Below are 19,851 nucleotides of genomic sequence, written 5' to 3' on the forward strand. Positions count from 1 at the left end.
CGCCGGGAGTGTCAGTCCTCGTCGGTCGACGACTCCGGACCGGAACGGAACTCGCGGATCAGGTGCTGCACCACGGCGGTGAGATCGCCGCCCGCGGCATCGGCGACGGCGAGCTGCCGCGCGTAGCTGGCGCCGCCCTCCAGGATCGTCCCCACGCCGCCGAACTCGCGTCCGCACCCCAACTCCACCGCGACGGGGGCGAGCGACTCGAGCGTCTCGGTCAGGTGCTCCCGTACGGGGCGCTGGGTGCCTGCGGCGTCGACGATGACGCGGGCGTCGAGTCCGTATCGTGCCGCCCGCCACTTGTTCTCGCGGTGGAACCAGGCGGGAAGTTCAGGGAGAGCCCTGCCCTCGTCGAGTTGCCGCGAGAAGTGCTCGACGAGCACCTGCACGAGTGCGGCGACGGACGCCAGCTCCGGGAGGGTGGACAGGCCGTCGCAGGCGCGTACCTCGATCGTGCCCCAGCGTGGGGCGGGGCGGATGTCCCAGCGCACCTCGGTGGCATCTTCCATCACGCCGGTCCGGACCATGTCCTCGAGGTACGACTCGTACTGCGACCAGTCGTGCAGCGGCCACGGGAGTCCTGCTGTGGGCAGCTGCTGGAAGACCAGAGCACGGTTCGACGCGTAGCCCGTGCGTTCGCCGGCCCAGAACGGGCTCGACGCCGCCAGGGCCTGCAGGTGGGGGAGGTAGCCGGCGAGTGCGTTGATGAGGGGGAAGACCTTGCGGTGGTCTTCGACTCCGATGTGCACGTGGATGCCCCAGATCATCATGTTGCGTCCCCACCACTGAGTGCGCTCGATCAGGGTGTGATACCGCGACTTGTCCGACACCTGCTGATCGAACCACTGGGCGAACGGGTGGCTTCCGGCGGACAGCAGCTCGATCCCGGCGGGGTCCGTCGCCGAACGCACGGAGGTGATCGCGTTGGCGATGTCGTCGACGGCGTGCGCCACGGAGTCGCCGATTCCACTCGTCACCTCGATCGTGTTGGTGAGAAGCTCACCCGTGACCGTGTGGCGCTCGTCCGCGCTCTCCGTCTCCAGCGCGGCGAGCAGTTCCGGGGCGCGCCCGACCAGGTCACCGCTGGTGGGGTCCGCCAGCATGATCTCCCATTCGAGGCCGACGGTGGAGCGGGCCGAAGAGGCGAACTCGAGTTTCACCCGCACAGTCTGGCACGGGCGCGACGCGACACGGCAACAGCAGTTTCATCGCGTTTCGCGCCAGGCGCGTGCATCTGGCAGAATAGAGGGCTGGACCACCTGCTCGACCCTCTATCCAGCAGGTACCACTCATTTTGAGCTTCCGCCGGGTGTGCACCCCACTCTCCAGGCGATCAGTTCGTTTCCTTCCACACAATTCAGGAGAATCGTGGCTGTCAAGATTCGTCTCAAGCGCCTGGGCAAGATCCGTGCGCCGTACTACCGCATCGTCGTCGCCGACTCGAAGACCAAGCGCGATGGTCGCGTGATCGAGGAGATCGGCAAGTACCACCCCACCGAGGAGCCCTCGTTCATCGAGGTCGACTCCGAGCGTGCGCAGTACTGGCTCTCCGTCGGCGCGCAGCCGACCGAGCAGGTCGCCGCCATCCTCAAGATCACGGGCGACTGGGGCAAGTTCAAGGGCGACAAGGACGCGAAGTCCACGCTCAAGGTCGCCGAGCCGAAGGCTCCCTTCGAGGTCGACGCGTCCAAGAAGTCCGTCGTCAAGCCCAAGGCCGACAAGAAGGCGGAGGCTCCCGCTGAGGAGGCTCCCGCCGCCGCCGACGCGGAGGCCGCTGAGGCTCCCGCCGCAGACGCGGAGTAATCCGTCGTGCTCGCCGCCGCGCTCGAACACATCGTCAAGGGGATCGTCGATCACCCGGAGGATGTCCGTATCAACGAATCCACATCGCCGCGAGGCGATCTCCTCGAGGTGCGCGTGCACCCCGACGACCGTGGACGCGTGATCGGGCGCGGCGGCCGCACTGCGAAGGCCCTTCGCACGCTGGTCAGCGCTCTTGCTGACGGGCGTCGGGTCCGCGTCGATGTCGCGGACGACTGACGTGGTGTCGAAGGACCGCAATCAGGGCAAGAACCAGCTGCGCGTCGGACGTCTCGTCAAGGCGCACGGCCTGAAGGGTGGGCTCAAGCTCGAGCTCTACACCGACAACCCCGAGGGGCGATTCGTCCCCGGTGCCGGTTTCACGTTGCAGGTGCCTGAGGCATCTCCGTGGCACGGCAAGGACATCACCGTACGTGAGTATCGAGTGATGAACGGCAACCCGGTCGTCTTCTTCGAAGACGTCGACGACCGTGACGCGGCCGAGAGCCTCGTCAAGGCGATCCTCTGGATCGACCAGAACGTCGACGAGGTCGAGGACGACGCGTGGTTCGACCATCAGCTCGTGGGGCTCGATGTCGTCCGTGATGACGCCGTGATCGGTCGGGTCGTCCGTGTCGAGCACTTTCCCGCCCAGGATCTCCTCATCGTCAAGGCCGGTGAGAGCGAGGTCATGGTGCCTTTCGTCTCGGCGATCGTGCCGACCGTCGATGTCGCCGCAGGGCGTGTCGTCGTGACTCCTCCTGCGGGGCTCTTCGAGGAGCTTCCCGACGTCGCCGACACCGATCCGCAGGCGGACTCGGGCGCCGACGCGGCCGAGTGACCGCTGATACGGTTCACCCGTGCGCATCGATGTCGTCTCCATCTTCCCGTCGTATTTCGACGGACTGACGCTTTCCCTGCTCGGCAAGGCTCAGGCGTCCGGCCTCATCGACCTCCGTGTTCGGGATCTGCGGGATTGGACCTCGGATCGGCACCGTACCGTCGATGACACACCGTACGGCGGCGGCGCCGGCATGGTGATGAAGCCCGAACCGTGGGGGCTCGCACTCGATGAGCTGACCGGTGCGTCGGCATCGCATGTCGATGAGCGCCCCACCATCATCTTCCCGTCTCCCGCCGGCGAGGTGTTCACCCAGAAGACGGCCAGACAGCTCGCGACGCGTCAGCATCTCGTGTTCGGGTGCGGGCGCTATGAAGGCATCGACGAGCGCGTCTTCGAGTACGCCGCGGACCTCGGCGAGGTGCGCCTGATCAGCCTCGGCGATTACGTGCTGAACGGGGGAGAGGTCGCCGTGATGGCGATGATCGAGGCGGTCGGACGACTCATCCCCGGAGTGGTCGGCAATCCGGAGAGTCTCGTCGAGGAGTCGCACGAGGACGGCCTGCTGGAGTACCCGTCGTACACGAAGCCCGCGTCATGGCGTGAACGATCGGTGCCCGATGTCCTGCTGAGCGGTAATCATGCCGCCATCGCGGCCTGGCGTCGCGAGCAGCAGTGGGAACGCACGCGCCGGCGTCGACCCGACCTCCTGCCACGCGACGAGACCTCGGCATCCTGACGGCGATCCCGGTCAGAGGATGCCTTCCGAGGATCGGGTGATCTCGAAGACGACTCCGTGAGGATGTCGCAGTGCCAGCGCGTTCGTCGGGTCGAGTCCTCGCAACTCCGCGCGCAGCATCCGTCCGATCATCTCGTGGCTCACCAGCAGCGGCGCGCCGGTGGCAGCCCACCCGCATGAGCTGAGCGCCTTTCGGGCGCGCACGCGCGCCTGAGCGTAGCTCTCCCCACCGGGGAACGCCCATCCGTAGCGGTTCGCAGCTCGCTCCTCCCGGAGCGTGGGATAGAGCTCGTCGATCTCGTCCCAGGTCATCCCCGCGAGTTCGCCGTGGTCGATCTCCGCGAGTTCGGGGACCTCGATCATCTCGGCGCCGATCCGCTCCGCGATGATGGCCGCGGTCTGCGTGGCTCGTCCCAACGGGCTCGTGCACACTGTCAGGACTCCGGCGTCCCGGAGGCGCTCGGCGACGGCGTGCGCCTGCGCCACCCCTTCATCCGTCAACGGCGAATCCCGTTGTCCCTGCAGCCGGTGCTCGAGATTCCAGGTCGTCCGCCCGTGCCGAGCGAGGAAGAGACGCTCGGGGACGTGACGATCCTGCGGAATCATGGACTCAGGATGGCACACGGGCTCCCGGTCAGTCGACGCCGAGGAAAGACCTGTCCGTCAGCACGATCGGTCCGTCCTCGGTCACCGCGATGGTGTGCTCGGAGTGCGCACCTCGGGACCCGTCCGCGCTGCGCAGGGTCCATCCGTCCGGGTCGGTCACCAACTCGTCGGTCGTCGCGAGGAACCAGGGTTCCAAGGCGAGGACGAGTCCTGCGCGCAGGGGGAAGCCGCGCCCTGCGCGACCATCGTTCGGCACATGCGGATCCCCGTGCATGGTGCGACCGACGCCGTGTCCACCGAAGTCGGTGTTGATCGAGTACCCCTCGCCGTGTGCGACGGCCGCCACGGCCGCCGAGATGTCGCCGATGCGATTGCCGACGGTGGCGGTCTCGATGGCTGCTGCCAGTGCGCGCTCCGTCGTGTCGATGAGGCGCAGATCCTCGTCGCGCGCGGCGCCCACGACGAAGGAGACGGCGGAGTCGGCGACCCAGCCGTCGACGGCCACCGCGAAGTCGAGCGTCACGAGGTCGCCGTCGCGCAGGGCGTAGTCGTGGGGGAGTCCGTGCAGCACGGCGTCGTTGACCGAGGTGCAGATGACCTTGCCGAACGGGCTCGCGCCGAAGGACGGGTGGTAGTCGATGTAGCAGGACTCCGCGCCTGCCTTGCGGATCATGTCGTGCGCGCGACGGTCGATCGAGAGGAGATTCGTCCCGACCTTGGTCTCATCGCGCAACGTCGCCAGCGTCTCGGCGACGAAGCGTCCTGCGGCGCGCATCTCGTCGATCTCGGCAGGGGTGCGCAGTTCGATCATCGGTTGTCCTCTCGTCATCTCCATTCTCCCTGATCCGACGCCCCGGGATCTCCGACCGCTCTCAGCGAACATCGGGTCACGGGCACGTGTCCCGTCGTACGATCTGAGCATGTGGTTGCGACGGGCGTTCTTCCGCTGGCTTCTTCCGGCGGCGTTCCTGCTGCCACTGTGGCTTCTGATCGGGTGGGGAGTCTTCCAGGGCGGCTGGGCGATCCTCTGGGTGTTGCTCATCGCGATGCCGTCCGTGTTCCTCGGACAGCTCCTGTTGACGCTCCTCACGCGCTCGCGTCCCTCCGTTCGCATCGAGCGCGCGGTCTCCTGGTGGGATGTGGCCGGCTTCACGCTCTGGCACGGTCTGACGATCGCGGTCGGTTTCTTCATCGACGGGGTGTTCCCGTGGGTGCTCACCGGCGCGATCGTCGTCGGCATCGCGCTCGTCTGGCTCCAGGTGTGGCAGTTGTGGCAGGAGGCCAGGGGGAGTGGCTCTCGGCTGCGCGAGACCATCACCTGGTCGACGATCCCGACCGCCGACGAGCAGGCCCCTCCGACCAGAGCGCACGAGGTCATCGTGGTGCGGGAGACCGACGGCCGCGACTGACGTCGCGGTTTTGGCCGAGCACGCCTTCCATGGCAGAATGAATGTTTGTGCTGTGACCGGCTCTGCCACAGGGGAGCCCGCGGACGCATCAGCTCCGTACAGTTCATCCCTTTTCTTGTTCCTTTGAATACATGCATGCGACCTGTGGCGGGTGCAGAGAGAGACGATCATGCAGATCCTCGACGCCGTCGACGCGGCTTCCCTCCGTTCGGACATTCCGGACTTCTTCCCCGGTGACACCGTCAAGGTGCACGTCAACATCACCGAGGGCAACCGCTCCCGTATCCAGGTCTTCCAGGGCGTCGTCATCGGCCGCCAGGGCGACAGCGTGCGCGAGACCTTCACGGTTCGCAAGATCAGCTTCCAGGTCGGCGTCGAGCGTACCTTCCCGGTGCACTCCCCGGTGATCGACCACATCGAGGTCGTCACCCGCGGTGACGTGCGTCGCGCGAAGCTCTACTACCTCCGCCAGCTGCGTGGCAAGAAGGCGAAGATCAAGGAGAAGCGCGACCGCTGAGTCGCAGCATCTCCACAGCACCCCGGGACACGATGTCCCGGGGTGCTTCGTTCTCTCCCCGGTGTGCGAACCTAGATAGCGTCGCCGCACGACGGTGCATGATCGTGAAGGAACCTGATGACTGAATCCTCGTCCGCGCGCACGGCCAGACGTCGCCGCGGGTTCCTGGTCTTCCTCCGTGACGTCCTGGTGATCATCGTCATCGCCGCACTGGTGTCGTTCGTCGTCAAGACGTTCGTCGTGCGGTCTTTCTACATCCCCTCGGCGTCGATGGAGCGGACGCTCCTCGTGAAGGACCGGATCCTCGTCGATGAGCTCACCCCGCGATGGGCGGCGTACGAGCGCGGTGACGTCGTCGTGTTCAAGGACCCGGGCGGGTGGCTCGATCCCCAGCCGCAGACGCCTGCTCAGCCCCCTCTCGTCCAGGCGGTCGACTGGGTGCTGAACTTCGTCGGCATCTCCGCGACCGACTCGCAGGACCATCTCGTGAAGCGGTTGATCGGCCTTCCGGGAGATCACGTCGTCTGCTGCAACGCACTGGGTCAGATCACGATCAACGGTGCTCCGATCGACGAATTGAGCTACCTCAACCTGCCCGACGGCGACACCGCCGCCTCCAATGAGCCGTTCGACGTCGTGGTGCCGGAGGATTCGGTCTGGCTGCTCGGCGACAATCGTGATCGTTCCCGCGACGCCCGTGCGCATCAGGACCTTCCCAGCGGAGGCTTCGTGCCCATGGAGAACATCGTGGGCAAGGCATTCCTTACCACGTGGCCGTTGAACCGGATCGGACCCATCGACGGGCATCACGACATCTTCACCGGGGTTCCGGATCCCGAATGACCGTCATCACCCCGAAACTGACTCTCGAGCGCCGGCTCCTGAGGGAGTGCGAGCTGATCATCTCGCTCGATGAGGTCGGTCGGGGCGCACTCGCGGGGCCGGTCGCCGTCGGCGCCGCCATGATGGATGCCACAGGTGCTCGTCGGCGTGTCCCCGAGGGGCTTCGCGATTCGAAGCTCGTGACCGAGAGAAGGCGTCCGGAGGTGGCGGAGCGAGCGGCCGCGTGGGTGCAGGCATCAGCGGTCGGATGGGCGACCGCGCAGGAAGTCGATGACATCGGCATCATGTCCGCCCTCGGCCTCGCCGCCTCGCGGGCGGTGCAGTCGATCGCCGATCAGGGTGCGACTGTCGAAGACGCGCTCATCCTGCTCGATGGCAACCATGACTACGTCTCGAGGATCCATCCCGTGCCGCTGCGTGTCCGGCCGGTGATCAAGGCGGACCGTGACTGTGCGTCGGTGTCCGCCGCATCGGTGATCGCGAAGGTCGCCCGCGACGGGTACATGGCCGAGCTTCACGAGACTCATTCCGCGTACCAGTGGAATCGGAACAAGGGGTACGCGAGCCCCGAGCACCGCGATGCCATCCGCAGCCACGGACTGTCCCCGTTCCATCGGGCCTCGTGGGCGATTGCGGACGTACCCACGCTGTTCTGAGCGGTGCGATGCCGCGCCCAGCGGCCTGCGACTCTAGGATGGACTCATCATGGATGAGGAAGCCTTCGACGACTACGACCGCGAACTCGAGCTGGCCTTGTTCCGGGAGTACCGGGACGTGGTCTCGCAGTTCCAGTACGTCGTCGAGACCGAGCGCCGCTTCTATCTGGCGAACGAGGTCAACGTCGTGCGTCGCGACAGCGAGCACGACTTCTACTTCGAGATTTCGATGACGGACGTGTGGGTGTGGGACATCTATCGTGCCGACCGGTTCGTGAAGGCCGTGCGAGTCCTCACCTTCAAGGACGTGAACGTCGAGGAACTGCAGCGTCGGGAGTTCGAGCTCCCGCAGGAGCTGTCGCTCGACGGTGAGTAACTCTCTCCACACTCCACCCCACGGGTGAGTTCTCCCCAGGATCCGCGCCGACGACGTCGAATCGAGCCGTGCGACGTGAGCGCCGCGTGATGCTGAGTCCATGGCAGCGAAGGATGAACTCGGCAGAGCTGGAGAAGAGCGCGCCGCGCAGCACCTGACGGGGAACGGCTACACCGTTCTCGCGAGGAACTGGCGGTGTGCGCAGGGAGAGATCGACATCGTCGCCACGCTCGGAGAGCACGTGGCGATCGTGGAGGTAAAGACGCGGCGAACGGTCGCGTTCGGGCACCCGTTCGAAGCGATCGATGTGCGGAAGCGCCGTCGACTGTGGCAACTCGCGCACGCCTGGGCCCGCGAGAATCCCGAGGCGGCACGGGGGAGGGCCGTGCGACTCGAAGTCATCGGGATCGTGGGAGCCGACCCGGCACGCGGGACGCTCGAGCATCTCGTGGACATCGGATGAGCACTGCGCGTACCTGGGCGGTGGCGCTCACCGGTGTCGACGGGCATCTCGTCGAAGTCGAGGCCGACCTGTCGAATCAGACGCCCGAATTCCGCATCATCGGGTTGCCGGACAAGTCCCTCGGCGAGGCCGTGCAGCGGGTCCACAACGCTTGCAAGAACGCGGGTCTCGATCTCCCTCGACGCCGGCTCACCGTGAACCTCTCCCCGGCGAGTCTTCCCAAGCACGGCGCAGGTTTCGACCTCGGCATCGCCATGGCGGCGCTGGCGGCAGGAGGGGCGATCGGGTCGCGGTCGATCGCGGCAACGGTTCACATCGGCGAACTCGGACTCGACGGGCGGATCCGCCCCGTCCCGGGCGTCCTTCCCGCGGTCTTCGCCGCCGCACGCGCCGGGTTCGACACCGTGATCGTCCCGCGCGGCAACGAGTCGGAGGCGAGGCTCGTGCCGGGGGTCGAGGTGCGCGCTGCGGGCTCACTCGCAGAGGTCGCGGTCTGGCACGGCGCCGACGTCGAGGTGCCGGACGTCGACGTCGTCGAATCGGCGTCGGTGCCGGTGGCCGATCACCCGAGACTCGATTTGTGCGACGTCGTCGGTCAGGGTGAGGCGGTGGAGGCGCTCCTGGTGGCGGCGGCCGGCGGACACCACATGCTGCTGAGTGGTCCTCCGGGAGCAGGCAAGACGATGCTCGCTCGGAGGTTGCCCGGGATCATGCCGCTGCTCGACGAACAGGAAGCACTCGAGGTTGCGTCCATCCGATCGCTCAGCGGCGAAGCCGTCGCCGCACTCGATCGCGTGCCGCCGCTGGAGGCGCCGCACCACAGCGCATCGGTCGCTGCTCTGGTCGGCGGCGGGTCGCGGACGGCACGACCCGGGGCGATCGCGAGAGCGCACGGCGGGGTGCTCTTCCTCGATGAGGCGGCGGAGTTCTCGCGGGTGGCGCTCGACGCCCTGCGCCAGCCGCTGGAGTCAGGCGCGATCGAGGTCCACCGCGCGGGCTTCACGGCGCGGTTCCCGGCGAAGTTCCAGCTCCTGCTCGCGATGAACCCGTGTCCGTGCGGCAACTACGGCGTGAGAGGGGCCGAGTGCATCTGTCCGCCGATGTCGATTCGTCGGTACTCCACGCGATTGTCCGGTCCACTACGTGACCGCGTCGACATCGATCTCCAGGTCAGTCGTGTCGCGGCATCCCGGGCGATGGGTGAGGCCGGCGGGGAGACGACGACGGCGCAGGCGCGGGTCCGGGTGCAAGCCGCCAGGGAGCGGGCCGCACATCGGTGGCGGAGCAGTCCGTGGGGACGCAATGCGGATGTACCGGGGACCTGGCTGCGTCAGGGCGCTCAGCGTCTTCCGGCGGCCACGCGATCTCCGCTCGATCGGGCGCTGGAGCGCGGTCTGCTCACCCTGAGGGGATACGACCGAGTGCTGAGGGTGGCGTGGACGATGGCTGACCTGGCCGAGATCGAACAACCCGGTGTCGAGGAGATCGGGCGTGCGTTGCACCTGCGGAGAGGATTGCCGAGATGATGCGGCTACTGCTGGGAGACACCGAACTGATGGCTGCCGCCCGCCGCATCCACGCAGGGGAAGAGATGGCGGACTGCGTGGCGCGAGCGGCGTGGACGGTGATCGCCGAACCCGGAGATGCGGTCGCCGGCGCACTGATCGGCGCCCTCGGCGCGGAGGAGGCCCTCTCCGTGGCAGCAGGAGGTCGAAGCAGGTCGCCGTTCACCGATGACACAGGCGACGTAGGCTTCCGCGCGCTTCAGGAAGCCCAAGCGCGATGGCGTCCTCGGCTGCAGCAGGAGGCCGTGCGATCAGCCTTTCTCGGAGCACTCGAGATCGGCGCGCGGTTGGTGATCCCCGGCGATCCGCAGTGGCCGGAAGCCCTCGACGACCTCGGACCCCACGCGCCGAGCGCGCTCTGGGTGCGCGGGCGCGTGGAACTGCTCACAGCGTCCCCACGCGACTGGCATGCTGCGGAATTGAATCTCGCGCTATTGCCGTGTTAGGGCGTGAGTAACCAAACCAAGTTGAGCGGCGTCTTCCATCGGCTTGCAGGGGTGTGCGATCCCGGAGCAGGTTTTCGAGACGGAAGAGTCCACGATGCTGGTGGAGTTCCCGCTGGCCGAGTCGAGGAGGATCGAACGACCACGATTTTTCCGATGGGCTTTCTAGGCTGACGGGTCTGAGCTTCGCAGGCGAAGCCGGTGCGCGAAGGTTGGGCGTAGACCACTACGCGAACCGCTGGGTGCGAAGTGGGAAGTCACCAGTGTTGAACGTGCGGCGAGACCTCTTTGCTCATTGCAATGGCCCCTGCGTGGATCCGATTGAGTTCCTTCTGAGGGCGACGCTATCTGGTCCGGCGTAGCCGCGAGATGAGGTGTCTCTCGGCCCAGCCGAGCATCTGTAGTGTGGAGTTGCCGCCACGTGTCGCACCGGGGCGGTCTTCTATGCCCACCCCAGGGGGATCTCGTCTTGTCGCACGCCGTTTCTCAGCCCGTCATCCGTTACCCGCGCGCGCATGTCGCCGCGATGGTCGTCGTCGCACTCGTCGCGTCGCTCCTGTCGGCGTTCGTTATCGCGTTGCCTGCCCGCGCCGCGCAGATCGTCGCGCTCGAGGCCTTTACAGACACCCCCACGCTCGCCGGTGAGCAAGGCAGCCTGCGCCTCGCCGTTTCGAACCCGACGGGCGAGGCGTGGTTCAACATGGCGGTCGCGGCGACGGTGCCGGCTGGCGTGAGTCTCGCCGACGGCGGCGCGATACTCGGAGTGACACCCGTCGCCTACACGAGCGCCGACGATTCCACGATCCCGGCGGGCGTCACACGCTACGTGTGGGAGGACATCGTCGACCTGCCCGCGGGCGCGGCTTTCTCGGCCGAGGTAGGACTCACAGTCGCACAGCCGGTGTTCGATGATTCCGGTTCAGCGACGACCAACGATGAGGCTTTGCACCCTGTGGGGTCGGACTTTGACATCTCCGTCACCGCCTACACCAGCACCGACCCGCGTCTGCTGCCCTGGTTCGCCGGGAGCTCGGCGAACGACCCGACCGCATCCGAAGCAGTGACGCATTCGAGCCCCGTGCGCACGCCCACCACCGAGATCACGTCGCTGCGGGTGACGAAGACCGAGCCAAGCCCCGAGGCTGAGCTATTGCGCGGCGTGCACGACTTCGCCACGACCTACACGATCCAGGTCGAGAACACCACGCAGGGTTCGACGAACGACGTCACTGTCACCGACTACCTGCCCGCTGGACTCGAGTTCCTCGGAAACGGGCAGGCCGACTACTCCGCCAACGAGGAGTACCCGGGTGCGGGCCCCATCAGTCACGCGGCACCGGCCGGTTACCGCACGCCGCAGACGATCGACACGATTGTCGCCGACGCGGCCCTCGCCGCCGAACGCGGCCTCGTCGAGGGTGCCGTCTACACGGCTGTCACGTGGGTGCTCGACCTGGAGCCCGGCGAGATCGCGCAGATCCCCTACCTCGCCGGCATCCCCCTGTATGAGAACGCGCTCTTCGACGGCACCGCGCCGAGCCCCGAGTCGCTCGAGCAGGCACCGAACCTCGACAACAACACCGGGGCGTCGACTCGTCACTCCGACGAGGGCACCCCCGCCACCGACGGCAACACCCTAACCAACGTTGCCACCGCCACCGGGCAGTACCAGGGAGTCGTGCGCACGGGCGCCGACCGCACCGCGACCGACGCCGATGACGAGACTGTCTTCGCGATGGATGTGCGGGTGCTCAAATCCGCCAACCGCGAGACGTTCGCCGCCGGCGAAGAAGTGACCTACACGCTGGATATCGCAGCCAGCGAGTACACGGACGCCTCACAGATCGAACTGATCGACCGCCTGGGGGACGGGCTCTGCCCAATAGTGCCCACGGGCACCGACGTGCGCACCGGCACCATCGAGGTGCCGACCCTGGGCGGCGGCGTCGAGACTTTCACCGGCGCTCCCGTCTCGGAGTTCCCCGCGACGTGCGAGCTCGTCCCCGCCGCGCCGAGTGTCGCCGGGCTGCAGTGGATCGCGTTTGACGCCGACAGCGGGCTCTTCTATGCCGGATTCACGATCGACACGATCCCCGCGGGGAACGACGCCCAGGTGCAGTACACCGCGCGCATGCGCACGAGCTACACCAAGGACGGCTCAGGCAACACCTCATCGACCGACGCGGTGGTCAACTCCGTCATTATGACGGGTGCGACCGACCCGACCCCGGCAGTCGCTGAGGTCACCGGTCCCGGCACCGAGTCGGTCGCCGATGACTCCGAGGCTGTGCTCACGTCGCGCCCCGACTCGATTTCGAAGCGCGTGCTGCCCTCCGACGTGCCCCTCGCGTCGGGCGACGACGTCTGCGCCGTTGATCAGGCCCTCTACTCCGACACGCTCGCGGGCGGCTTCGTGCAGGGCGACACCGTGTGCTACGAACTGCGCGTGAACTTCTCGGCCGACGCCGATTCACGAAACCCCATCATCACCGATGTGCTGCCCGCAGGCGTCTTCGTCGACCCCGCCGACATACGTGCAAGTGTTGTGGTGCCCGGCGATGGCACCACAACACTCGATCCCGACCAGTGGCAGGTCGACGGCGACCGGGTCGTGATCGAACCCGCCAGCGACGTGATCGACGGCGACCGCTTCGTGCGCCGCGGTTCGATCCTGATCGTGCACATCGCGGGAACCGTCGAGCAGTTCTCCGTCGATCCGCTGTCGCTCGACAAGCACGAGAACCTGATGAAGTTCCAGCAGGAGAACGTCGACGCCGTCATCACGTTCGCCCGCACGCAGGCCGACATCGAGGTGCAAGCAGGCCTGCAGCTGAGCAAGGGCATCGCGGGCGTCAATGGCGACACCGTCGACGGTGCCGCTGGATGTGATGGCACCCTGCCCGACTGCGACAGTGTTCAGGTGGCGCAGGGAGACCGTGTTGGCTATCGGATCGACCTCTCGGGCGGACCGACCTCGGTGACCGACCCGACGCTGGTCGGCGCCACCTACGCGGTGTCGGATGTCGTGGTGTGGGACCGCCTGCCCGACGCGATCCAGCAGCTGATCAACGTCGATTCCGCTGTCATCTCCGAGCTCGACGTCGACGCCTCCGACGATGGCGAGCTGCTTCTGTCGGGTGATCCCGGCTACCCGGACGATGCGCCCGACGACCAGCCCGCGCTCGTCGTATGGCAGGGCGTCGGCGCCGCAGCCAACGAGGTCAGGACGCTCACCTACGACCTGACGATCCCTGTCGGCCTGCTGATCGACACCGACCACGTCAACACCGCGTCGATCATCGCCTACGCGGTCGGCGCGAACGGCGGCGGGCAAACCTCGATCCGTCCCGACGGCTCGCTCTCGACCGCAGAGAGCAACGCGCCGGGCGAGGGCACGCGCGACACGAGCGATGTGCACCTGCCTGCAGCATCCATCGACAAGCAGCTCGTGACGACCGAGATCGGCGCGCTCACAAGCGACATCGACACCCTGAACACCAACGCGGTGATCGTGCAAGGCGAGCGGGCCACGTTCCGGTACTCCGTCACGATCCCCGCGCACACGTCTGTCGAGAACGGCGTGCTGAGCGATGGGGGCGTGCTGCACATCGGGAGCGCGACCGGGACGGTGGCCGGCACGACCCTCGTGGGGTCGACGACGGCCAAGCCCGCCGGCGTCGCCGACGACGACTGGGACGACTTCGTCTTCGACGCGGCCACCGGCGCCTTGTCCTTCCCCGACCTCTACACCAACAACACCGACGCCGACCAGGTCTTCTCGATTGACCTGACGTTGTGGGTGACCGACCGCGACGCGAGCAACCCGTTACGAAACCCCAACATCGCCAACAATGCGACGCTGTTCAACACGGCGACCTTCGAGAGCGATTCCTGGGACGGCTCGGACAGCGCCACGGTGCAGTATCGCGAGCCGAACCTGCAGATCAACAAGTCCGCCGACCCCGCAAGCGACGTCTCGATCGGCAGCCCTGTCGAGTACGAGCTGCGGGTCACGAACACCAACCGGGTCAAGGCCTACGACGTCGAGGTGATCGACACCGTTCCCGAGGGCCTGATCGTGGATGCTGCCACCATCTCGGGAGGCGGTGTTCTGACAGGTGTGGACCCGGCGACGGGCGGCGGTACCATCACGTGGCAGATCGCCGAGGTGCCGGCCACCGCGACGCTGATCTACGAGGCCTCGATCGACCCCGACACGGGCGGCGGCCAGAGCTACGAGAACGTCGCCGACGTGACCGGCTACACGCTGCCCGCGACGCTCGACGGCGACGACACGACAGCCCGCCGCGGCGACCGCGTCGACACCGATGAGCAAGTCATCACGGCCACCACCGCCGGCATCGTCAAGGGTGTGCTCGTGGGTGCCGGGGCCTACGGCGAGAGCGCCACGGCCCCGATCGGCGAGACCGCCGAGTATTCGGTCGAGGTCACCCTGCAGCCGAACATCAACTACTACGATCCCGTGATTCGCGACGTGTTGCCCGAGGGCGCCGCTCTCGTCGAGGCCAGCGTCTCGGGTCCCGATGAGACGAGCGCCACCGACACGATCACCGGCGAGTGGGCGCGCAGTTACGACGCGGGCTCTCGCACGTGGTCGTGGGCGTACGACGGCGACATCGCCAGCGACCCCGAAACCCGCACACTCACCCTCACCTACGACGTGCTGCTCTCGGATGCAACCCCGGATGACGTGACCGCACTGCCCAACACGGCGACCTTCGCGTGGACGACGCAGTCGGGTGGCGGCGATCCGCAGGGCGTCACCGACACCGCGACGGTGACGATTCTCGACCCCGTCGTCGAGGTCGCGAAGACCGTCGACGACGCGGCGGCGATCGATGTCGTGCCCGGCGACGAGTTCACCTATCGCCTGGTCGTGACCAACACCGGCAACACCCCCGCATACAACCTCGTGATCACCGACGTTGTGCCCGAGGGCATCGTCGTCGACGCCGCCACGATCAGCGACGGCGGTGTGCTCACCGGCGCCGGCGCGAACGGGGGCGGCACGATCACCTGGATGGCGGGCACGGCGGACGCCGAGGCCCTCGACGGACCCCTGCATGAGCAGGGATCGAGCGCGACCCCGGTAGAGATCGAGTTGACGTACGACGCGACGCTGGCAGCATCCACCGCCATCGACACGGACGCGCTGGTCAACACCGTCACGCCGACGTCGTGGGAGTCGTTCGACGAGGGGGGCCGCGAGTACGGCCCTGGTGAGAGCGACACCGCGTCGGTGGAGCCCCTCTTTCCGTTCGTCGAAGCCGCGAAGGCGGTCGCCGACGGCGACACAGCCTACGAGGGCGACGCATTCGGCTGGGTGCTCACCGCCACGAACACCGGGAACGCCGCCGCGCAGACGGTCACGCTGACCGATGAGCTTCCCCTCAACTGGCAGTACACTGCGACGTCGGCGATCACGGTCGACGGGGTGGCCGTCACCGGGTCGCTCGCGCCCACTGTGACCGGTGCGCCCGCGACCGGCCAGAGCCTGCAGTGGACGTTCGGTTCTGAGTCCGGCGCCGAGGTGCTGCCGGTGGACGGCGTCATCGAGATCCGTTTCACCGCGACGCCGCTCGAGGACGCGCTGACCGACGCGGGCGTGACCCTTCCGGATGGGACGGCCGTACCGCACACCAACACGGTGGCGGTCGCTGCGACCGACCCGACGGGTGCCGAGGGCAACGCCGAAGGACCATACGTCGGCCCCGACGCCGACGCCGACGCCTACCTGCGCTCCGCCGACCTCGCGGTCGACAAGACCGCCGCAGACCGCGTGGTCGCGGGTTCGGGTGAGGTCGAGGGCTGGAGCATCGAGGTCACCAACAACGGCCCCGACACCGCGGCGGGCCCCATCGTCGTCACCGACGAGACCGCGCCGCTGCCCGAGGGCATCGCCGTGACCGGCGCCGCGGGCGAGGGATGGAGCTGCACGGTGCCCGTGCGCGCCGGCGACGGCACGACGACTCTCGAGTGCCTGCGCACCGACGAGACCGAGTCGCTCGATGCGGGCGCGTCGTTCGCCGAGATCGTCGTGTCGATCGAGGTCGATGCCGATGTGGATGTCGCGGCGCTGGCCGCCGACGCAGTCTCGAACACCGCCGAGGTGGAGGGGCGCACGTCCGACCCGGTGCCGACGAACAACAGCTCGACCGACGTGCTGCCGATCGAGGCTGAGGCCGACCTGAGCGTCGTCAAGACGGTCACGACCGCTGACGTGCTTGCCGGTGCACCGATCACCTGGCAGATCGCGCCGACCAACAATGGTGACTCCGTGTCGCTGAGCCCAGAGGGCGACCGCATCACGATCACAGACACAGTGCCCGCGGGGGTGACGGACGTCACGGTCACCCCGTCGTCGCCGTGGACGGCGACCGCCGAGAACGGCTTCCCCGCCCAGGCGGGCGATGAGATCGTCCTCACTTACGCCGCCGACGCGATGCCGGTGGGCGCCGCGCCGACGATCCTCGTCACAGGCACGATCGACTCCGGCTTTGGCGAGGGTGACGAACTGGTCAACACGGCTGAGATCGCGCCCGGTTCGACGACCGACCCAGACCCCGACAACAACGTCTCGACGGTCGAGGTCACTCCGGGCTCGGAGGCGACGCTCGCGGTCGCCAAGACCCGCGTGGTGTTCTCGGGCGGCGCGTGGGTGGATGCGGCGTCGCTCGACCCGGTGCCGCCTTTCGAGGCCGGCGATCCCGTGTCTTACCGCATCGCCGTGACGAACGATGGTCCCGCCGACGCGCGGGGTGTGCAGGTGCGCGACGAGGCACCCGACGGGCTGACGTATGCGTCGCACCAAGGCTTGTCGGGGGCGTCCTGGGCGCGCACCGACGGGCCGGCCACAGGAGATCAGGTATTCGGACTTGGGGCCGATCTGATCGCAGGGGCCACGGCATCCCTCATCGTGACGTTCGACAGCGATGCGGCCCTCGAGGGCGACATCGTCAACACCGCGGTGGCCTCGGCCACCAACGGGGTGAACGAGCCCGAGGACGTCGACGACACCGGATCGACACGTGTTGCCGACCTGGCGATCGAGAAGTCGCATACGGGTGAGGCGATCGCCGGGGCGACGCTCGAGTACACGCTCGTCGTCACCAACGAGGGGCCCAGCGTGTCGTCGGGACCCATCGAGATCGTCGACACCCTACCCGCGGGCATGAGCTACGCGGCCGATTCGGCGACCGTCGCCGTGGCCGGCGGAGCCGCCACCGCGGTCGAGCCCGCCGAGGCGGGCGCACAGCTGACCTGGTCGGTGGGCGACGCCTCGACGACGCTAGGCGTAGGGGAGCAGATCATGATCGTCTTCACCGTCGATCTCGCCGACGTCATGCCCGCACAGTTGGGGCTCGAGAACGTCGCCACCGTCGACGGGCCCGAAGATCCGAACCCCGACAACGATCGCGCGGCCGACCCGACCGACATCATCACGCAGGCCGACATGACGATCGTGAAGGACGTCGAGGCGGGCCCGTGGGTGGCCGGCACCGAAGTGCAGTACCAGATCACGATCGACAACGCAGGCCCCTCTGTCGCCGACGCCCGCATCGCAGATGTCGTGCCCGCGGGGCTGAGTGTGACCGCGATGTCGGGAACAGGCTGGGCCTGCGACGTCGACACCGCCGTCTGCGAGTTCGACGGGCATCCCGTCGGAGAAACGACGATAGCCGTCACCGCGCTCGTTGACGCCGCCACGCTGCAGGGTTCGGTACTCGAGAACGTCGCTGAGCTGACGTGGACCGACAGCCGCGGTGCGCACAGCCAAGACGACCCGGCCGAGATCACCGTCGACGCCCGTGCCGACCTGGGCATCGTCAAGACGGCGGTCGACGCCGACGGCAACCCGGTCACCGAGGTCATCGCCGGCGACCAGGTGCGCTACCTGCTCGAGGTGCACAATCACGGCCCGTCGGATGCTGTCGGCCCGATCGTCGTGACCGACCAGCTGCCGTTGGGCTTCACCTTTGCTTCGGTCGCCGCGTCGGAGTGGGTGTGCGAGGCATCTGCCACAGTCGAGGGTGAGGTGGTGTGCGAGCTGGATGTCGCACGCCTGGCGGCGGGAGTAACGGCGCCGGCGATCACGCTGCTGATCGACGTCGACCCGGCCGTCGCCGAGGGTGTGCACACCAACACCGCCGTCGTGTCGTCTCAAACGACCGAGCCGGACCCTGACCCGAACCCGAACACCGACGACGCCACTGTCGACGTCGTGCAGCGCGTGGCGCTGAGCGTCGTCAAGACGCACGACGCCGCATCCGTCGTCGTGGGAGGCGAGCTCGCGTTCGAGATCGCCGTGTCGTCGGCGGGGCCGTCGACCGCAACAGGCGTGACCGTCACCGAAACGCTGCCCGCGGGGCTCGAGTACGTTGGGTTTGAAGGGACGGACTGGAACGAGGTCTCGGTCACCGGTGATGCCGCGACCGGCACGGTGGTCGAGTACTCGCTCGCAAGCGCGATCGAGCCGGGCGGCGCGGCTCCCTCGCTCGAGGTGACTGTGCTCGTGCTTCCCGAGGCCTACCCGGGCGTGACGAACATCGTTGAGGCCAGCGCCACCCAGCCGCCGATCGACCCCGATGTGCCGGTGACCGATGACGACGAGATCGTCGTGCCGGGTCTGTCAACCCTGGTTGTCGACAAGACCGCCCGTGCGGGTGCGTGGCAGGAAGGCGGCACTGGGTCGTTCACGATCTCGTTGCGCAACGACGGGCCGACGGCCGATCCTGGCCCGATCACGGTGACCGACACGATGCCGCGCGGGCTGACCGCTCAGTCGTCGTCGTCGACAGATGCAAGGGTGGAATGCGTCACGGAGTCTGGTTCGGTCGTGTGCACACTGGCCGACGGACTCGCGGTCGGGGCCTCGATCACGATCGTGATCGACGTGGCGATCGGTCGCGGTGCGCACCCAGCTGTCGCGAACGTCGTGACGGTGGCGACCCCGACAGCGCAGACCGGGGACGCCGTGCTCAACGCGACGGCGTCTGTCGAGGTCGCGGCCGATCCGCTGGCCAACACCGGCAGCTCGCCCGTGTGGCTGCCGCTCGGTGCTCTCGCGCTGCTGCTGATGGCGCTCGGCCTGTGGATGATCGTGATCCGTCGCCGCCGCGAGGTCCTGGTTTGATCCGAGCCGCCGTCTGACCCGAACCCCGCCGTTGCCGCTGTAGCGGCGGGGTTCGGCCGTAAAGAAGTCAAAGAGGCAACAGGCCAGCGGTGCAGGCGGGATCCGCATCCCGTCCAGAAGCGTCCTGACACAGAATCGCGCACGCATCGTTTCCGCGATGTCGCAGATCGAAAAGCAACTCTCGTGAGACAAAATGCCCTCTCGCAGTGAGCACGTCTGTCGATGACAGTCCAGTCAGTCGTGTCGCGGTGGCCCAACTGGCGTGAGAGTCGACCTGAGCGTCAAGCGCCAGAAGTGGCGTGTTTTGTAAGCAGCTCACTGATCCCGCCACCAGCGGCTGCTATGGCCCTTGCTGCTGGATCGTGCACGACCGCGCGCCGGCCAGATCCGGGTCGTCGTAGTCCTTGGAGAATCCGTCTAGCGAGATGCCGATCGA

Annotated in this window: 16 protein-coding genes; 13 read left to right on the plus strand and 3 right to left on the minus strand. The window is 67.5% G+C overall.

Annotated features, from left to right (window positions below; translation table 11 throughout):
• Positions 1–11 precede the first annotated feature (11 nt).
• A complete protein-coding gene (locus E0W80_RS00815) occupies positions 12–1,163 on the minus strand; it encodes a glutamate--cysteine ligase (protein WP_131490942.1) in 1,152 nt (383 codons plus the stop codon).
• A gap of 208 nt (positions 1,164–1,371) precedes the next feature.
• On the opposite strand from E0W80_RS00815, the gene rpsP reads away from it, so the two are divergent.
• Genes rpsP through trmD form a run of 4 tightly spaced genes read left to right on the plus strand, consistent with a single transcriptional unit; the run spans position 1,372 to position 3,383 of the window.
• The gene (rpsP, locus tag E0W80_RS00820) at positions 1,372–1,806 is read left to right on the plus strand and encodes a 30S ribosomal protein S16 (protein ID WP_131490943.1); all 435 of its coding nucleotides are present in this window, start codon (positions 1,372–1,374) and stop codon (positions 1,804–1,806) included.
• 6 nt (positions 1,807–1,812) lie between these two features.
• The gene (locus E0W80_RS00825) at positions 1,813–2,043 is read left to right on the plus strand and encodes an RNA-binding protein (RefSeq protein ID WP_017830729.1); all 231 of its coding nucleotides are present in this window, start codon (positions 1,813–1,815) and stop codon (positions 2,041–2,043) included.
• Positions 2,027–2,644 carry a ribosome maturation factor RimM gene (rimM, locus tag E0W80_RS00830; RefSeq protein WP_131490944.1) on the plus strand — a complete coding sequence of 206 codons (618 nt, stop codon included), beginning with the start codon at positions 2,027–2,029 and terminating at the stop codon, positions 2,642–2,644. Before E0W80_RS00825 ends, rimM begins: the two co-directional genes overlap by 17 nt.
• A 19-nt stretch (positions 2,645–2,663) precedes the next feature.
• Positions 2,664–3,383, plus strand: coding sequence for a tRNA (guanosine(37)-N1)-methyltransferase TrmD (gene trmD / locus E0W80_RS00835; protein WP_131490945.1), 720 nt, complete (start codon positions 2,664–2,666; stop codon positions 3,381–3,383).
• 12 nt (positions 3,384–3,395) lie between these two features.
• Here trmD and E0W80_RS00840 read toward each other — a convergent pair whose 3' ends face one another.
• The gene (locus E0W80_RS00840; RefSeq protein WP_131490946.1) at positions 3,396–3,989 is read right to left on the minus strand and encodes a histidine phosphatase family protein; all 594 of its coding nucleotides are present in this window, start codon (positions 3,987–3,989) and stop codon (positions 3,396–3,398) included.
• 28 nt (positions 3,990–4,017) lie between these two features.
• Positions 4,018–4,800: a type I methionyl aminopeptidase gene (map, locus tag E0W80_RS00845; RefSeq protein ID WP_131490947.1), complete on the minus strand. Its 783-nt coding sequence runs from the start codon at positions 4,798–4,800 to the stop codon at positions 4,018–4,020.
• A gap of 109 nt (positions 4,801–4,909) precedes the next feature.
• On the opposite strand from map, the gene E0W80_RS00850 reads away from it, so the two are divergent.
• The 9 genes from E0W80_RS00850 (at position 4,910) to E0W80_RS00890 (ending at position 19,415) form a co-directional block, all read left to right on the plus strand.
• Positions 4,910–5,398, plus strand: a complete 489-nt coding sequence (locus E0W80_RS00850; RefSeq protein ID WP_047523376.1) for a hypothetical protein — start codon at positions 4,910–4,912, stop codon at positions 5,396–5,398.
• A 169-nt stretch (positions 5,399–5,567) separates the two neighbouring features.
• Positions 5,568–5,915, plus strand: coding sequence for a 50S ribosomal protein L19 (gene rplS / locus E0W80_RS00855; RefSeq protein WP_045265383.1), 348 nt, complete (start codon positions 5,568–5,570; stop codon positions 5,913–5,915).
• A gap of 117 nt (positions 5,916–6,032) precedes the next feature.
• A complete protein-coding gene (gene lepB / locus E0W80_RS00860; RefSeq protein ID WP_047523375.1) occupies positions 6,033–6,758 on the plus strand; it encodes a signal peptidase I in 726 nt (241 codons plus the stop codon).
• Positions 6,755–7,414 (plus strand): ribonuclease HII, encoded by a 660-nt coding sequence (locus E0W80_RS00865; protein WP_131490948.1) that lies wholly within the window; start codon positions 6,755–6,757, stop codon positions 7,412–7,414. Before lepB ends, E0W80_RS00865 begins: the two co-directional genes overlap by 4 nt.
• Positions 7,415–7,463: 49 nt before the next feature.
• Positions 7,464–7,790, plus strand: coding sequence for a DUF2469 family protein (locus tag E0W80_RS00870; RefSeq protein WP_047523373.1), 327 nt, complete (start codon positions 7,464–7,466; stop codon positions 7,788–7,790).
• Positions 7,791–7,890: 100 nt separating this feature from the next.
• Positions 7,891–8,253 carry a YraN family protein gene (locus tag E0W80_RS00875; protein WP_131490949.1) on the plus strand — a complete coding sequence of 121 codons (363 nt, stop codon included), beginning with the start codon at positions 7,891–7,893 and terminating at the stop codon, positions 8,251–8,253.
• On the plus strand, positions 8,250–9,779 hold the full coding sequence (locus E0W80_RS00880) for a YifB family Mg chelatase-like AAA ATPase (RefSeq protein WP_131490950.1): 1,530 nt from the start codon (positions 8,250–8,252) through the stop codon (positions 9,777–9,779). The genes E0W80_RS00875 and E0W80_RS00880 overlap by 4 nt, the downstream gene beginning before the upstream one ends.
• A complete protein-coding gene (locus tag E0W80_RS19070) occupies positions 9,776–10,264 on the plus strand; it encodes a hypothetical protein (protein ID WP_165875367.1) in 489 nt (162 codons plus the stop codon). Before E0W80_RS00880 ends, E0W80_RS19070 begins: the two co-directional genes overlap by 4 nt.
• 466 nt (positions 10,265–10,730) lie before the next feature.
• Positions 10,731–19,415 (plus strand): LPXTG cell wall anchor domain-containing protein, encoded by an 8,685-nt coding sequence (locus E0W80_RS00890; RefSeq protein WP_131490952.1) that lies wholly within the window; start codon positions 10,731–10,733, stop codon positions 19,413–19,415.
• Positions 19,416–19,851: the final 436 nt, after the last annotated feature.

It is taken from the genome of Microbacterium sp. PI-1 (assembly GCF_004337555.1).
Taxonomy (GTDB): Bacteria; Actinomycetota; Actinomycetes; order Actinomycetales; family Microbacteriaceae; genus Microbacterium; species Microbacterium aurugineum.

What these genes read in the sequence shown, in the direction of transcription:
- rimM (WP_131490944.1), top strand. Translation starts at nt 2,027, where the DNA reads ATGTCGCGGACGACTGACGTGGTGTCGAAGGACCGCAATCAGGGCAAG.
- E0W80_RS00840 (WP_131490946.1), bottom strand. Translation starts at nt 3,989, where the DNA reads ATGATTCCGCAGGATCGTCACGTCCCCGAGCGTCTCTTCCTCGCTCGG.
- map (WP_131490947.1), bottom strand. Translation starts at nt 4,800, where the DNA reads ATGATCGAACTGCGCACCCCTGCCGAGATCGACGAGATGCGCGCCGCA.
- E0W80_RS00850 (WP_047523376.1), top strand. Translation starts at nt 4,910, where the DNA reads ATGTGGTTGCGACGGGCGTTCTTCCGCTGGCTTCTTCCGGCGGCGTTC.
- rplS (WP_045265383.1), top strand. Translation starts at nt 5,568, where the DNA reads ATGCAGATCCTCGACGCCGTCGACGCGGCTTCCCTCCGTTCGGACATT.
- lepB (WP_047523375.1), top strand. Translation starts at nt 6,033, where the DNA reads ATGACTGAATCCTCGTCCGCGCGCACGGCCAGACGTCGCCGCGGGTTC.
- E0W80_RS00865 (WP_131490948.1), top strand. Translation starts at nt 6,755, where the DNA reads ATGACCGTCATCACCCCGAAACTGACTCTCGAGCGCCGGCTCCTGAGG.
- E0W80_RS00870 (WP_047523373.1), top strand. Translation starts at nt 7,464, where the DNA reads ATGGATGAGGAAGCCTTCGACGACTACGACCGCGAACTCGAGCTGGCC.
- E0W80_RS00875 (WP_131490949.1), top strand. Translation starts at nt 7,891, where the DNA reads ATGGCAGCGAAGGATGAACTCGGCAGAGCTGGAGAAGAGCGCGCCGCG.
- E0W80_RS00880 (WP_131490950.1), top strand. Translation starts at nt 8,250, where the DNA reads ATGAGCACTGCGCGTACCTGGGCGGTGGCGCTCACCGGTGTCGACGGG.
- E0W80_RS19070 (WP_165875367.1), top strand. Translation starts at nt 9,776, where the DNA reads ATGATGCGGCTACTGCTGGGAGACACCGAACTGATGGCTGCCGCCCGC.